The sequence below is a fragment of the Campylobacter sp. 7477a genome (assembly GCF_014892335.1).
Classification (GTDB): Bacteria; Campylobacterota; Campylobacteria; order Campylobacterales; family Campylobacteraceae; genus Campylobacter_A; species Campylobacter_A californiensis.
The window spans coordinates 16880-28039 of record NZ_JADBJH010000018.1 but is presented as its reverse complement, the minus strand read 5'-3'; the positions used below and the strand labels follow the sequence as shown (position 1 = coordinate 28039).

The window sequence follows — 11160 nt, the reverse complement described above, 5'->3', positions numbered from 1 at the left end:
TTCCACATCAATCATATAGCTTGTAGTGTTTAGGTTGTGTGATACCGACTTTATGCTAAATTCTACTTTTTCAAGTCCGGCTACACCGGTTATTTTTAGTTTTCCGCCGGCTCTTAATTCTCTGCCGGTGCAGCTTAAATTTCCGTTTATCCCGCCCCTTTGTAGTTCATTTAGTTTAGCTTCGCCTTTTTTAAAGGCTTCGTTGTCCGATTTTGGTTCCGGGATTGTAAGCTTATAGGTTTGCTCTCCGTTTCCAATTTTAGTCTGTTTGTCCTTGCCGTCCTTTGAGTCGTGCCACTGCACTATTACGGCAGAGTAGCTATTGCGATTTGCCTCCGTGATGCTTAGGCTTTCACATTCAGTCAAGGCTATTTCAAATTTAGGTAGAGCTTCATTGCTTGGCGTTATTCCAGCACCATTGTTTTCTATGCTTTTACCATCTTTTGAAGTAATAATGATGGTGTTATTCGCCACTTTCATAATATAACCATATTCAAAGCAAATTCCGTATAAAAAATCAAGATCACTAATATTGTTTTGCAATGTTGAAGCTATAGGCTGATCGTTTCCGCTTGTTTTTATACTTAGTTTGTTTTCATTTGCACACTTTGATGCTATGGCAAACAAGCTAGTATTTTCCCAGCTTCTACGTTTGGCTATCTTTTGCGGACTTGCAAAATTTACAGCAGTTGCCCGGACTTCTGTTGTATTTGCCTTGTAGTTTCTTGTGGCGGTTTGGACTGAAAATTTACCGCAGTGAAATAGATTGCCCTCGTATCCTAACCAAAGCTCAAGGTTATCGCCGAATATAGGTTTAACGTATATTCCATTTACGACTAGGCTTATTTCGTCGCTCTCATGCCCCTCTTTGTCTTCATAGTTTAGGCTAATAAGATTTGATTTGATTTTGGCGGTGATGCCCGCTCCTTTGGCTAGGAGTTTAAAATTTGGTTGTCTTACCATAGAGTTTTCTCTCTTTTAACTACTTCCGTCTTTATCTCAGGTAAAAACACCTTTTCACCTGCTTTTAAAATAGTGTTTAAACCGCTATTAAAAGCTAAAATTTCAGTGAAATTTGCCAAAGTGCCATAATATTTATAAACTATCGTATCAAGCCTTTCATTGTCTTTAGCTATGTAAATTTTATTCATCATAATCCCTTTTTAACATTAATTTAGATTGCGAGTAGCAATCTTAGTCTTTAGTGCGTTTCCAAAGTGCTAAACTTTGGTCGCAAGGACCAGCTTTGCCTGTCCGCGAAGTTAAGAGCTAAAATCTCGCTTTAGCTCTAGTGAAAACCCTTGTGTAAAGAATAATCCATTGTCGGTAAATACCGCTTGACTTTCACTTATCTTTGTTATTGCGAATTTGCCTAGATATTTGCCGTATCCGGTTATTAGCGGATAACTTAGACCCGTGCTTGCTAACATATAAAGTAGCTTTAGAGCCTCTTGCTTATCTCCGCTATACGGCAAAGTGTGTCCGTCTATTTTTATGGTTTCGTTTCCTAAATTTGCACGAAAGATAGCGGGGTAGTTGCCTATCCTTGCGTTTTGGCTAATGCCGAAGTCGCTCTCCTTTGAGATGCCGTCAGTTTGCTTCCAGTTAAATTTAAATCCGCCTAACGATAAAACCATACTATTGTCCTATGATACTTCTATTTTTAGCGTTCATCTCGTCACGACGCAAAGCGTCCTTCACCCCTTGTGTGATCTGAGCTTTAAAGCTTTCAAGATCAAATTTGCCGTTATTTGAGTTAAGCAAAAAATCGCCGTTAAATGCGATATTTATCGCACCGCCGCCACTAAGCACCGCTGCCGTAGCTGAGTGTTTTTGCGTCGCCGGTTGTGTCGCCTTAACTGCTTCATCTCCTCCAAAAAACGAGCTAAAAAAGCCACCGCCACTGCTTGCCTTGCTGCTTTGCACGCTTTGCGATGTTTCATCATCGCTAAATGGATTAAGTGAGCCAAGAAATTCCTTTGTCTTACTCCATGCTGTGCCAAGCCCATCGCTTACGCTCTTAATCATATCGCTAACCCAGCCAAACTTATCAGCTATCCAATCAAAAAAGCCGCCAAATAAAGAGTTCCACCACGCTATAACCGGATCAAAAATGCCGCTTATAAAGCTGCTTACGCCTTGCCAAATATCACTAAAAAATTGCGTAGTTGCTTGCCAGTAAGGCTTTACGCCCTCCCAAATGCGCGCAAATTTCGCCCTTAGCTCATCCCAGTTTGCCATCACATAAGCTGCCGCACTGCCAAGTAGCACGACAATAGCCCCAATACCTGTGCTAACAAAAGCCCATTTTATCGCCATTATGCCAAGTCTGACCGCATTTAGTGCGCCACGCAACACAAATGTCGCCGAAGCTGCTATCTTTGAGCTAGTAGCAGTGTAAAGATATGCGGCATTTAGTTTTAACGTGTTTAGGTATTGCAATTTTGTAACGCTTGCTAAAAAGCTAACGGCAGTGCCTAAAATTTTAACCTGTTGCCACGCTATACCAAACGATAGGGCTAAGATTTTAACCGCCGGAGCTAGTGTAATAAATGCTAAAATTCCGCCAGTTATGCCAAAAAGTAGCTTTGAGAGGTTGGGAGATTTTTGTATAAATGCGTTTATGCCGCTAGCTAGCGCATTAAGGCTTTTAATCGCAAAATTTAGCGTCGGCAAAAACGCTTCGCCAATCGTTGCGCCTATATTTCGCCACGCCTGTGCTAGTCGCTCGAGTGCGCTTTTTGTGGTGTTTAGCTTGGTTTGTAGCTCCTTATGCATTGAGCCTTTTGCTTCGTCGCTTCTTGCCGTTTTGATATTGGCTTTTAGCTCATCGATATTATTTACAAGCCCGGCAATCTCGTCGTTAAAATTTCCGCCCACTAAATCATAAAGAAGTCCGGTTTGTTTATCTTTATCCGCCTTGCTTATAGCTTCTAAAAACTGCGTGATCGCCCCTGTAGCGTCTTTTGCAAGGGCATTTTTTAGATAGTTTGCGTCCATTCCGATACCGGCTAATGCATCCTGAAACGCTTTGCCGTTTTTCTCTGCCATTGATAGCTTAGAATAAAGTGCATTTAGGCTAGTTCCCACGACTGAAACCGCTTTACCGCTGCTTAACATGGTCGAGCTAAATGCCGCTGCATCGGTTGCGTTTAGATTTATCATGCTAGCTGTGGCTGCGGTGAGCGATGTAGCTTCAAAAATATCGCTAGCGTTTGCGTTTGTGACTTTGTTATCAAGCAAATTCACGCGGTCAAAAAAGTCGTTAAGCCGGTTTAAATCATTCATCTTAAAGCCGACTTTCATATTGTTTGATGCACGGCTTAACGCCTCCGTGCTCATCTCAAAAGCCGTTGCACCGGTTGAGAGAATTTGCGTGTATTTTATAAGCTCATCGCCTTTTAAATTTATCTTTCCGCCACCAACTGCGATATTTGCTATTTCTGCAAAGCTCTTACCCATCGCATTACTTAGCTCTCGCATTTTATTTTTTAGCGTGTTTAAATTCTCGTCCGTGTCATCGACATATTTTTTAACATCCGCAAATGCAGCTTCATCGTCGATCGCAAATTTTACAGGTACCGCAAAGCTAGCCGCAGTTGCTAGCGTGCTTTGCCATTTGTTAAACTGCTCGCCGATTTTAGAGATATTTGTGTCGATGTTAGCCTTAAAGCCTTCGATTTTTTTAATCTTTTCATTTAGCTCGGTTACGTTTTTGCCTGCATTTGCTAAGCTTTGACTTAGCTTGTTTAGTTTTGTTATATTGCCGCTAAGCACGCTAAAACCGCTAGTTTTTAGCCCTATTAAGATCCCAATTTGTGTATTATCCATCATAATTCCTTGACATATAAGCCGTTTTTATTTAAAATACTCGCATGAAAACAAAACAAATAGACGATGACGACATCCTTTCATGGCTAGTGCCGCTTAGTGCCATTGTTGGCGCAAGTGCTTATGGGCTGTTTGATATAAACCCTTTTTATTTTATCTTTGCCGTGCCTTTTGTTTATCCGTTTTTATGCGAGTTTTTGGATAAAAACTAACCCAAAACGCCGCTTTTAGCCTTTAAAATCTCTTTACTTATGTTTAAAAAGCCTTTAAACTCATCTAAGCTTAGATCTAAAATTTCATTAAAGCCAAAACCTAAAACGTGAGCGATAAGAGCCACTTCATCAAGCCGAGGCGTTAAGCCAAAAAACCGCTAACCACCAGCATTATGGCTTTAAAGTCGCTTCCATCCATATCGTCAAGCTCGTCAAGACTAAGACACGTAAGCGAGCTAGCTAGGCGAAACAAGCTGTCGTCATCTTGCTTAAACGTCCCACTCATAAATCCACGCAAGTCCCTGCCTTTTGGGTGACGCACCTTTACTGTGTTGCCGTTAGTTAGCTTAACCACGGTGTATTTGTTGCTGTTTTCTTCTACGATGTTTTGATTTTGTGTTTTTGTGTTTGCCATCTTTTATCCTTTAAATTTATATTACTCGCCTAAATTTGATCTAACTTTCGCTAAATAATCCACTCCGCCTATAAGACATATCATATTTTCAACGTCAAATAGCACCATCGGTATCTTATCTATGTTTATATCGAGGAAGTGCACGGCAAGCTTTACGGTGATTTCAAGCTCTTTGCCGCTTTCAAAGCTGCCCGGATCAATCTCGACTATATCGCCCGTTACCGCCATAGAAAACGGCACCGCTTCTCCTTTACCCGCCTGATAAATGCTTGCTTTGAATAAAAACGGGATCCTGTTTTGCCAAGTGTTAAGGCCGTAGCCTAGATACATATTTTTATCAATCACGCTTAGCTTAAACTCCATCTCGACGGGTTTTATACTGCCGCTTGCGAAATTGCCGCCTAGAGCTCCTTTGATCTCTATCATGTCTTGCTCTATCTTTGGGATAGTCAAGGATTTTACCACTCCAAGATACCCTTGTCCGTTAATATATACGTTAGCCTCTTGGACCACTTGAGGAACTTGTCGTTTTAACATCTTTTATCTCCTTTATTTATTTAAATCATCCATTAGCCGGCTCGAGTAGCTATCCACATAGATAAAATCTAGCGTTAGCTGTTTAACGATCGGATTATTTTGCATACGAACGTCTAGGTAAAATTTACCAGCCGTTACGTTTGCGTCGGTGTTCTTTTCGCTCCAAGATAGCTCATATCCGAGCAATACCTTTGCCCCAACCAGCCCACGAAGCAGCTCCGATACCGAGCGTTTGGCGTGGTAGAGTTGATCCGCTTTTTTGTCAATCGCAAAGAGCACTCCCTTTTGAGCCGCCTGTGAAATGCGGTCAAATATCCTAACACGGGCTAGATCCTGCCAAATGGTATCTTGGTCTGATGTTTCACCACCCCAAGTTCTAAAGCCGCTCTCTCTAATGATAGTTGAGATATGAGCCGCCCTAAGCTCATCCGCCGTGCAAGTCTCCCCTAACTCAAAGTCTATATCATCAGCCAGTCCTACCACTCCGCCCATTACTCGGTTTGAGTAGCTGTTGCTATATCCAAATTCGCTTGACCCGTCGGTATAAGCTATCATGCCGGCTATTCGTGCCGATTGCGGCGCGTAAGCATAATCGTTTGTTTCATCATCCCAAATTTTAACGTTTGGATAGGCTGCGATCAGGCGATTTGTGCCAAAGTCTTTCATCTTAACTATCGCTTCGCTTGCATTGTTTGCTTTTATATCTACGATACCCGTAGCCTTTAAGCGTTTTGCTACACTTTCAAGCTTTGCTTTTATCGCATCTTCGCCCGAAAACTCAGGGGCTATAATAATATTTGGGCGGTAGCCCGTTTGCACTTTAGCTTTTTCAAATAGTCCGATCGCATTTACGCAAGCTGAAATTTCATCATTTCCATCTTCGTCCTCATCTTTTGTAAAAACAGATAGGATAATCTGTGTATTTACAGCTTGATCTGAAATGGCACGTAGGGCTCTATAAATTGAGCCTTTTTTCTTGCTTTTATTCTCATCTTTTTTATAAAGCTCGTTTAATGCGTCTATCGCTTTATCTGTTGTCATAAAAAAGTGAAGTCTGTTTTCAAGCACTTCTTCATATCCTGCTATACCGATAGGCGTCGTGCTTTCAACCTGAATAGGTCTTGCCGCTTCTGCTGAGATGGTTACGTTTACTCCAAATTTTGCGCTCATAGTTTTTCTCCTTTGTTTCGGTTTATTGTTAAATTTCTCATTTTTTACTCCTTTATTATTTGTATTTTATGATGTGCCACGTACGGCATGCTAAGTAAAATACATACGCCTTCCACCTTGCTACGCCGAGTGCCGTCATCATCTCACGCAGGGTTTCGTCGGCTGTTTTAAAAAACCTCTTTGCTTGCTCTTTAGAGCCCAGTTCAAAGATGAGTTCAGCTTCATCGCAAAGATAGTCGTGAATGACTATCGCCGAAAGATATTCGGGGCTATTCGGCGGAAATATGCTCCAAAAGATACGCGGTACATTTGCGCCGTTTGTCCTGTATGCTGCTGGAACTACGATATTGCCGTACTCGTATGACTCGACTAACTCAAATCGGTCTTTTGAAAAAGGTTTTAGCACGGGTCTTTTGATTTCACTCATCGTTATTCTCCTTGTTCGTTAGGTTCTGTTTGCGTAGAGGCTTTAGGAAGCTCGAGTTGCGGTATATCGCTCATCGCTTTTGCGATATTTTCTTCGCTTATCTCCAATTCTCCTTTTTGCACCTTTTCAAGTATTGAGTAGCAGTATGTATATACTTCGCTTCGCCACTTGAAGAACGCTGTTATCAACTTGCAAATAAAATTTAATCGTTATATCTTTACTGCTTCCCTCGCTTAAAAGCGGTTTATAGCTATCTGGCACGACGCCCACGGCAAATAAAACGCCGTCATCTGTGTAAATGCCAACCCTGCGGATATAAAAACCGCCTACATCTGCTACTATTACGCCTTCACAAATTAGCACGTTTGCGTCGCTCTCGCTTTGAGTTATGGTGTTTATGCTAAATTTATGCCTTTCGTTTGGCAAGGCGGTTAAATCTTGCGTGATTGGCTCTGTGCTATCGCTTACGCCCATTTGGGTTAAGATGATTTGGGCGTTATTTGCGGCGGTTTTGATAAGCTTATTGAGCCCTGCGTTGGTTAGAATGCTAAAATAATCCATTTTTTAATCCTTTCTAAAATATATTTATAATCTCGTGCGTTTTAAACGTCTGAGCGTGATAAAATCCTGTTTTTGCCTCAAGCTCTCTTAAAAGATAAGGCATAATTTCTATCGTTTCGCCCTGCATTAGATAGCTTCCAGCTGTTGCGTTTGCTTTGGTTGCGATTTTTATCGTCGCGCCATCATAAACGCTTCTAACGTTTTTATAGGTATTTACTATCTCATCGGTCTTTTTTAGGCTCTCTTGTGTTATGCCTTGTTTTGTTGATTCAAGCTCAAGCTTAAAGTGATAGGGCTTACCGCCGTATTTATGCCACTCTTTTATCTTACACTGAGGATAGAATGATTTTAAGGCTTTGTTTAGAGAGTAAAAAGTACCGCTATAAAAGTGAATTTCAAAGGCGTTTTTTATAAGCTCTCTGGCTGCCGCTTCGCTAAGTCCGTCTATATCCGCGTCGAAGCTTTGGGCTAAAATCGGCAAAAGCCGCTCGGGACAAGAGGAGGCTAGCGTATTAATTACGCTAAGATCTAAATTTTCTAGCTTGAGGGCGAAAAGGTCGTCTAACTTTTTATCGAATTTGCTTTTATGACTCGGTAACAAGCTCATAACCGCGCCTTTTTATAGCTTAAATTAAAATCTATTCTCGCAAAGCTATCGTCGCCTACTTTGGTATCGGCTGCGGGACTAGCTAAATTTACGCGGTATACTCCGCTTTTATGCAGCATAGAGTATATGTAGCTTAAATTTAGATCTTCGCCTATTTTTAGCGTATTTGCGGTCTGTTTTACGGCCTTATCTATCTCGTCTTGTAAAAACGTATCGGTTAGTTCTAGCTCCGCCTTTATGATAACGTCTATTATTTTTGCGTTTTCTACTACGACGTTATCGGTTAGCGGCCTTACTTTCTCGCCGTTTAGATACTCGGCTACGCTTTGCCTGGTTTCCTCGCTCATATCGGTTGTTTTTAGATAGACATTTACGATACCGGCTCCGCCGTTAAGCACGCTAACTTCTTCTACCTTCGCATTTGCGGACATCGCTTGGTAAATATAGGCTTTAGCGCTTCCCGCTGTGCTAAATCTCTCTAAACTAAGCACGGCTCTCTCGCGCAATCTATCGTCGCTCTCACGCTCTGCTCCGCCTGTAAATTCGCTCTCTTGCTTTGCGGCAAGCACGAAAGGAAGCGGAGTTTGTATTAGCTCGCATTTAATTACGCTTGATTTTACGTAGCTATCAAGGATACTTACGCCCGTTATCTCTTTACCGCCCGCTTTTATAACTAGGCTATCTTTTAGCGTAGCCGCGTCGCCGTCTTTGCTTGCAAGCACAAGCCCCGCGGGAATATAAACGTCATAATCAAGTGCTGTCGAAAGAGCAAATTTAACGCTTGCCGTAGGTTTTTCGCCTTTTAGCCGCTCGATGCCGTATATCGCTACTACGTTATCAAGATCGCTTCCCGTTGCGAAAGGCAAAAGCATAGATTTTACGCTTTGATTTATGCGAGCGCGCAAAAGCAACTCGCGGTAAGCCAAAGTTTCAAGCAATGCGCTGTAATTATCGCTTTCTAAAAGTGAAATTTCATCATCGGTTAAATACTCTTTAAAGAGGCTTTTAACGCTGTTTAAAATTTCATCGTAGTTAAGCCGCTCGATAACGTTTGGATAGGGTAAATTTTTTAAATCAAGCATAAGCTACCTCCATACTGCCGCCACTCTCAAAAACTATCTTAAATTTCAAGGCATGATTTTCAAGGCTGATTAGTCTTACTTCGTCTATTTTTACTCTCTTTTCCCATTTTTCTACCGCCTCGATCACATAGCAGGCAAGATCGGCTCTAAACTCGTCGTCTACCCTGCGGTCTATTAGCTCGAACAAGCGGCTGCCGTATTCGGGCAGCATAACCCTTGAGCCAAGAGGCGTTAAAAGTATGTCTTTAATACTCTCTTTAATGCTTACTAAGTGTTTCATATTAATCTCTTGCTAATCCGTTGTTTGTGTGGTTTGTTAAATCGCCTCTGCCGTCGCTCACGCTACCGCCGAAATTTGCATTACCGCCGGTCGTGATTGAACCGGTTATATTTACGTCTCCGTTTATCTCAAAGCTTCCGCTGCCTCCGCCGCTTCCCGCCGTATTTATGCTTCCTTGTATGAGCGTGTCGCCCAGTAGCTTTATGCTAGGGCTTTTTACGGTGGTGTCGGTTGCGGTTACATTCACGTTTTTAGCGGTCAAATTTGCGTTTTCGCAAGTGATGTTTATTAGTTTTGGGCTTGAAACGATCAGCGTGCTATTTGCCGTGTTATAGCTTATGCTTACGCCGTCCTCGAAAGTGCGAATTTGCTCCTTTTCGTTTGTGTGCGGAGCTTCGTGCGAGCTTTGATATATTGAGCGAAGTATTACGCCGCTATTTAGGCTGCCTCGAATAGGTAAAACTACTACCTGCTCGCCCACGCGAATAGGCGTAAAAGCTCTTGCGAAAGAATTTGCCAAAGCAAGCACAGGCAAAAAATCGGTTACCATATCGCCGATCTTTACGCGTGCTCTATCAGCTCTTACTTCGCTTATTACACCTATCTCTATGCACTCATTCATAGTCCGCCTCTCTTAAATGCTCGCCAAAGCTTGGTTTTACTCGTTTATGCGAAATATTAAATTTAATCTCTTTTACGTCATCGTGAATTTCGCTTAGTTTTTGGCGGCTTTCTACGCGGTCGATTTTTAGAGTTTCGATTAACGCTCTTGTCGCGTCAGCGTTATTGTTAAAAGCTTCGTTTGTCTTTGTGGTTACTTCGATTATCTTTTCTGAGTTAGCATTTGCATTTTTGCTAAGTAGCCAAAAGATTACGACAAAAGCCACAAAGCCGAATATCACCATAAAGACAAGAAATTCATTTAGTCCCCAAGCTCCGGCTAGGTTTATGAGCTGTGCCGTCTCTTTTATCTCGTCGCTTATCGATACGTCCATTTTTATTCCTTTACTCCGATACATTGTTTTAGTCGGCTCTCGCACTCCCTAAAATAAATCATTATTGTTTTATCGGTTTCAAATGTGCCGTCGTTTTTTGGTTTTACGGGCATTTGTGCGTTGCACTTTACAGGCGTCAGTTTTTCTCTATAAACGATCGTAGGCTCGGGCATATGCTTATCCGCACAGCCCGAAAGAAGCAAGGCAAACGCTGCAAAAACGGCTAAATTTCTCATTTAAACAACTCCTTATAAGCCTTTAATTCCGCCTCGCAGCTTTTATCCTTGACGAAAATTTTCTTTATTCGCTCCGCATCTTTGGACGGCGCGTTATCTACCTTTACCATCGCCTCTTTTATGGCTTGGTTTTGAGAGGCGAGAGCGGCGTCGCAATTGGCTAGATTCGCTTTTAGCGTAGCCTTATCAGTCGTGAGCTCGCCCACTTTGCCGGTTAGCTCTTTGTTGCTATCTTTTAGAATTTCATTTGCCGCCGCAAGCGAGCTTATTTTTAGCCCCGTGCCGATGAGTGATAGGGTTAAAACCCCGCACGCCGTAATAGCGTAAAAAAAAGGCTTGCTAAAGATACCCATTTATGCGCCTTTATTATTTGCGATAATAGCTTGAAAATCGCTATCGCGGGTTAAATTTATAAGCTCGTTAAGCACGTTTGTACTTTTTAAAACACCCCTCTCGTTGTATTCTGCGCCGATAAGGACACAGCCAAGTGTATCTTTTGGATAGTTTCCACCGTGTATTAGGATTCGGCGGTTTTTACTTACTAGCTCACTAAAAAGCAGTGGTAGCTCCTTTTTAAAAGTAGAACTATAACTCCAAGTAGCTGTATATGCTCCGGCCGGTATACGCCTATCATTGTTTGGCGTAACAGTATCAGGCCCAGCAGGCTCAAGCGTGTAGCCGCTAAGCAAAACTTCACTATCTTGCATAAGCTTAAACTCGCCGATAGTGCCGTCATTGATGGCCTTAAAGCGTTTTATGTATAGGGTTTTCACGTACTTCCTTTTTTAAACTTTTGCGGCAATTATA

The 11160-nt window shown here is 42.0% G+C and carries 19 protein-coding genes; 1 reads left to right on the top strand and 18 read right to left on the bottom strand.

Annotation, left to right across the window (positions count from 1 at the left end):
• From CCAL5182_RS08570 to CCAL5182_RS08555, 4 genes are all read right to left on the bottom strand, one after another.
• A partial coding sequence (locus tag CCAL5182_RS08570) for a phage late control D family protein (RefSeq protein ID WP_336610794.1) occupies positions 1–963 on the bottom strand: 963 nt, incomplete at its 3' end.
• On the bottom strand, positions 957–1151 hold the full coding sequence (locus tag CCAL5182_RS08565) for a tail protein X (RefSeq protein WP_336610793.1): 195 nt from the start codon (positions 1149–1151) through the stop codon (positions 957–959). The genes CCAL5182_RS08565 and CCAL5182_RS08570, both read right to left, overlap by 7 nt.
• A gap of 111 nt (positions 1152–1262) precedes the next feature.
• Positions 1263–1637 (bottom strand): phage tail protein, encoded by a 375-nt coding sequence (locus CCAL5182_RS08560; RefSeq protein ID WP_336610792.1) that lies wholly within the window; start codon positions 1635–1637, stop codon positions 1263–1265.
• 1 nt (position 1638) lies between these two features.
• On the bottom strand, positions 1639–3831 hold the full coding sequence (locus tag CCAL5182_RS08555) for a phage tail tape measure protein (protein ID WP_336610791.1): 2193 nt from the start codon (positions 3829–3831) through the stop codon (positions 1639–1641).
• A gap of 44 nt (positions 3832–3875) precedes the next feature.
• Here CCAL5182_RS08555 and CCAL5182_RS08550 point away from each other — a divergent pair, with 44 nt between their 5' ends.
• The gene (locus CCAL5182_RS08550) at positions 3876–4043 is read left to right on the top strand and encodes a hypothetical protein (RefSeq protein WP_336610790.1); all 168 of its coding nucleotides are present in this window, start codon (positions 3876–3878) and stop codon (positions 4041–4043) included.
• Here the strand turns inward: CCAL5182_RS08550 and CCAL5182_RS08545 are convergent.
• From CCAL5182_RS08545 to CCAL5182_RS08480, 14 genes are all read right to left on the bottom strand, one after another.
• Complete coding sequence (locus tag CCAL5182_RS08545) at positions 4040–4168, bottom strand: hypothetical protein (protein WP_336610789.1); 129 nt, start codon at positions 4166–4168, stop codon at positions 4040–4042. The two genes, CCAL5182_RS08550 and CCAL5182_RS08545, sit on opposite strands and share 4 nt — an antisense overlap.
• 17 nt (positions 4169–4185) lie before the next feature.
• On the bottom strand, positions 4186–4458 hold the full coding sequence (locus CCAL5182_RS08540) for a phage tail assembly protein (RefSeq protein ID WP_336610788.1): 273 nt from the start codon (positions 4456–4458) through the stop codon (positions 4186–4188).
• 21 nt (positions 4459–4479) lie between these two features.
• A complete protein-coding gene (locus CCAL5182_RS08535) occupies positions 4480–4995 on the bottom strand; it encodes a phage major tail tube protein (protein ID WP_336610787.1) in 516 nt (171 codons plus the stop codon).
• Positions 4996–5007: 12 nt separating this feature from the next.
• Complete coding sequence (locus CCAL5182_RS08530) at positions 5008–6165, bottom strand: phage tail sheath family protein (RefSeq protein ID WP_336610786.1); 1158 nt, start codon at positions 6163–6165, stop codon at positions 5008–5010.
• A 55-nt stretch (positions 6166–6220) separates the two neighbouring features.
• Positions 6221–6592: a DUF1353 domain-containing protein gene (locus tag CCAL5182_RS08525; RefSeq protein WP_336610785.1), complete on the bottom strand. Its 372-nt coding sequence runs from the start codon at positions 6590–6592 to the stop codon at positions 6221–6223.
• Positions 6593–6718: 126 nt separating this feature from the next.
• A complete protein-coding gene (locus CCAL5182_RS08520; RefSeq protein ID WP_336610784.1) occupies positions 6719–7153 on the bottom strand; it encodes a phage tail-collar fiber domain-containing protein in 435 nt (144 codons plus the stop codon).
• A gap of 13 nt (positions 7154–7166) precedes the next feature.
• Entirely contained in the window at positions 7167–7760 is a 594-nt protein-coding gene (locus tag CCAL5182_RS08515) for a phage tail protein I (protein ID WP_336610783.1), read from the bottom strand.
• Positions 7757–8842 (bottom strand): baseplate assembly protein, encoded by a 1086-nt coding sequence (locus tag CCAL5182_RS08510; protein ID WP_336610782.1) that lies wholly within the window; start codon positions 8840–8842, stop codon positions 7757–7759. The genes CCAL5182_RS08515 and CCAL5182_RS08510 overlap by 4 nt, the downstream gene beginning before the upstream one ends.
• Complete coding sequence (locus CCAL5182_RS08505; protein ID WP_336610781.1) at positions 8835–9122, bottom strand: GPW/gp25 family protein; 288 nt, start codon at positions 9120–9122, stop codon at positions 8835–8837. Before CCAL5182_RS08505 ends, CCAL5182_RS08510 begins: the two co-directional genes overlap by 8 nt.
• Position 9123: 1 nt before the next feature.
• Positions 9124–9744: a phage baseplate assembly protein V gene (locus tag CCAL5182_RS08500; protein ID WP_336610780.1), complete on the bottom strand. Its 621-nt coding sequence runs from the start codon at positions 9742–9744 to the stop codon at positions 9124–9126.
• A complete protein-coding gene (locus CCAL5182_RS08495) occupies positions 9737–10117 on the bottom strand; it encodes a hypothetical protein (protein WP_336610779.1) in 381 nt (126 codons plus the stop codon). Before CCAL5182_RS08495 ends, CCAL5182_RS08500 begins: the two co-directional genes overlap by 8 nt.
• A 2-nt stretch (positions 10118–10119) precedes the next feature.
• Entirely contained in the window at positions 10120–10353 is a 234-nt protein-coding gene (locus CCAL5182_RS08490) for a hypothetical protein (RefSeq protein WP_336610778.1), read from the bottom strand.
• The gene (locus CCAL5182_RS08485; RefSeq protein WP_336610777.1) at positions 10350–10706 is read right to left on the bottom strand and encodes a hypothetical protein; all 357 of its coding nucleotides are present in this window, start codon (positions 10704–10706) and stop codon (positions 10350–10352) included. Before CCAL5182_RS08485 ends, CCAL5182_RS08490 begins: the two co-directional genes overlap by 4 nt.
• Positions 10707–11126, bottom strand: a complete 420-nt coding sequence (locus CCAL5182_RS08480) for a DUF5675 family protein (protein ID WP_336610776.1) — start codon at positions 11124–11126, stop codon at positions 10707–10709.
• Positions 11127–11160 lie beyond the last annotated feature (34 nt).

Excerpts from the sequence above, each read along its gene's own strand:
- CCAL5182_RS08565 (WP_336610793.1), bottom strand. The coding sequence starts at position 1,151 with ATGAATAAAATTTACATAGCTAAAGACAATGAAAGGCTTGATACGATA.
- CCAL5182_RS08560 (WP_336610792.1), bottom strand. The coding sequence starts at position 1,637 with ATGGTTTTATCGTTAGGCGGATTTAAATTTAACTGGAAGCAAACTGAC.
- CCAL5182_RS08555 (WP_336610791.1), bottom strand. The coding sequence starts at position 3,831 with ATGGATAATACACAAATTGGGATCTTAATAGGGCTAAAAACTAGCGGT.
- CCAL5182_RS08550 (WP_336610790.1), top strand. The coding sequence starts at position 3,876 with ATGAAAACAAAACAAATAGACGATGACGACATCCTTTCATGGCTAGTG.
- CCAL5182_RS08540 (WP_336610788.1), bottom strand. The coding sequence starts at position 4,458 with ATGGCAAACACAAAAACACAAAATCAAAACATCGTAGAAGAAAACAGC.
- CCAL5182_RS08535 (WP_336610787.1), bottom strand. The coding sequence starts at position 4,995 with ATGTTAAAACGACAAGTTCCTCAAGTGGTCCAAGAGGCTAACGTATAT.
- CCAL5182_RS08530 (WP_336610786.1), bottom strand. The coding sequence starts at position 6,165 with ATGAGCGCAAAATTTGGAGTAAACGTAACCATCTCAGCAGAAGCGGCA.
- CCAL5182_RS08525 (WP_336610785.1), bottom strand. The coding sequence starts at position 6,592 with ATGAGTGAAATCAAAAGACCCGTGCTAAAACCTTTTTCAAAAGACCGA.
- CCAL5182_RS08520 (WP_336610784.1), bottom strand. The coding sequence starts at position 7,153 with ATGGATTATTTTAGCATTCTAACCAACGCAGGGCTCAATAAGCTTATC.
- CCAL5182_RS08515 (WP_336610783.1), bottom strand. The coding sequence starts at position 7,760 with ATGAGCTTGTTACCGAGTCATAAAAGCAAATTCGATAAAAAGTTAGAC.
- CCAL5182_RS08510 (WP_336610782.1), bottom strand. The coding sequence starts at position 8,842 with ATGCTTGATTTAAAAAATTTACCCTATCCAAACGTTATCGAGCGGCTT.
- CCAL5182_RS08505 (WP_336610781.1), bottom strand. The coding sequence starts at position 9,122 with ATGAAACACTTAGTAAGCATTAAAGAGAGTATTAAAGACATACTTTTA.
- CCAL5182_RS08500 (WP_336610780.1), bottom strand. The coding sequence starts at position 9,744 with ATGAATGAGTGCATAGAGATAGGTGTAATAAGCGAAGTAAGAGCTGAT.
- CCAL5182_RS08495 (WP_336610779.1), bottom strand. The coding sequence starts at position 10,117 with ATGGACGTATCGATAAGCGACGAGATAAAAGAGACGGCACAGCTCATA.
- CCAL5182_RS08490 (WP_336610778.1), bottom strand. The coding sequence starts at position 10,353 with ATGAGAAATTTAGCCGTTTTTGCAGCGTTTGCCTTGCTTCTTTCGGGC.
- CCAL5182_RS08485 (WP_336610777.1), bottom strand. The coding sequence starts at position 10,706 with ATGGGTATCTTTAGCAAGCCTTTTTTTTACGCTATTACGGCGTGCGGG.